A 662-nucleotide genomic window follows, 5' to 3' on the forward strand; every position below is an offset into this window, starting at 1 on the left:
GTGATGCCCAGAGGCGCCTCGACGATGCCACGGTTCACAATGTCGCCCGAAAGCGAGAAGACCTTGGTGCCGGCACTCGATGGTGTCCCGAATGACTTGAACCAATCGCTGCCATTCAACAAAATCGGCGGTACGTTGGCAAACGTCTCTACGTTGTTGACAACCGTAGGTTTTCCGAAAAGTCCCTGCTGAGGCGGGAACGGAGGCTTGTTCCGTGGCGTGCCACGCTTGTTCTCGATGGACTCGAGCAGCGCAAACTCCTCACCACAGACGTAGGCGCCACCACCACGATAGACCTCAATATCAAACTGGAACCCCGTCCCCAGAATGTCCTTGCCAAGCAGTCCATACTCGGTGGCGTCCTTGATGGCCTTCTTGAGACGCGCTATCGACATGAAGTACTCGCCACGGACATAGACGATACCGACGTGAGCTCCGGTAGCGTAGCCGGCAATGGCCATCGCTTCGACGATACTGTGTGGATCTCCCTCGAGAATGAGGCGATCTTTGAAAGTGCCGGGTTCACCTTCGTCAGCGTTGCACACGATGTACTTCTCGTCGCTCTGCTCCTTCGCGACCATGCCCCACTTCAGCCCTGTCGGGAACCCTGCGCCCCCTCGTCCCTGGAGCTTGCTGTCGGTCAGGACCTGGATAACCTCGCC

At 57.9% G+C, this 662-nt stretch carries 1 pseudogene; it reads right to left on the reverse strand.

Going from position 1 to position 662, the window contains the following annotated elements:
• Positions 1-662, reverse strand: a pseudogene (locus SMC5_RS11880) (NADP oxidoreductase); the annotation flags it as partial.

Origin of the sequence: Candidatus Cryosericum odellii, from assembly GCF_003570935.1 — a bacterium.
Taxonomy (GTDB): domain Bacteria; phylum Caldisericota; class Caldisericia; order Cryosericales; family Cryosericaceae; genus Cryosericum; species Cryosericum odellii.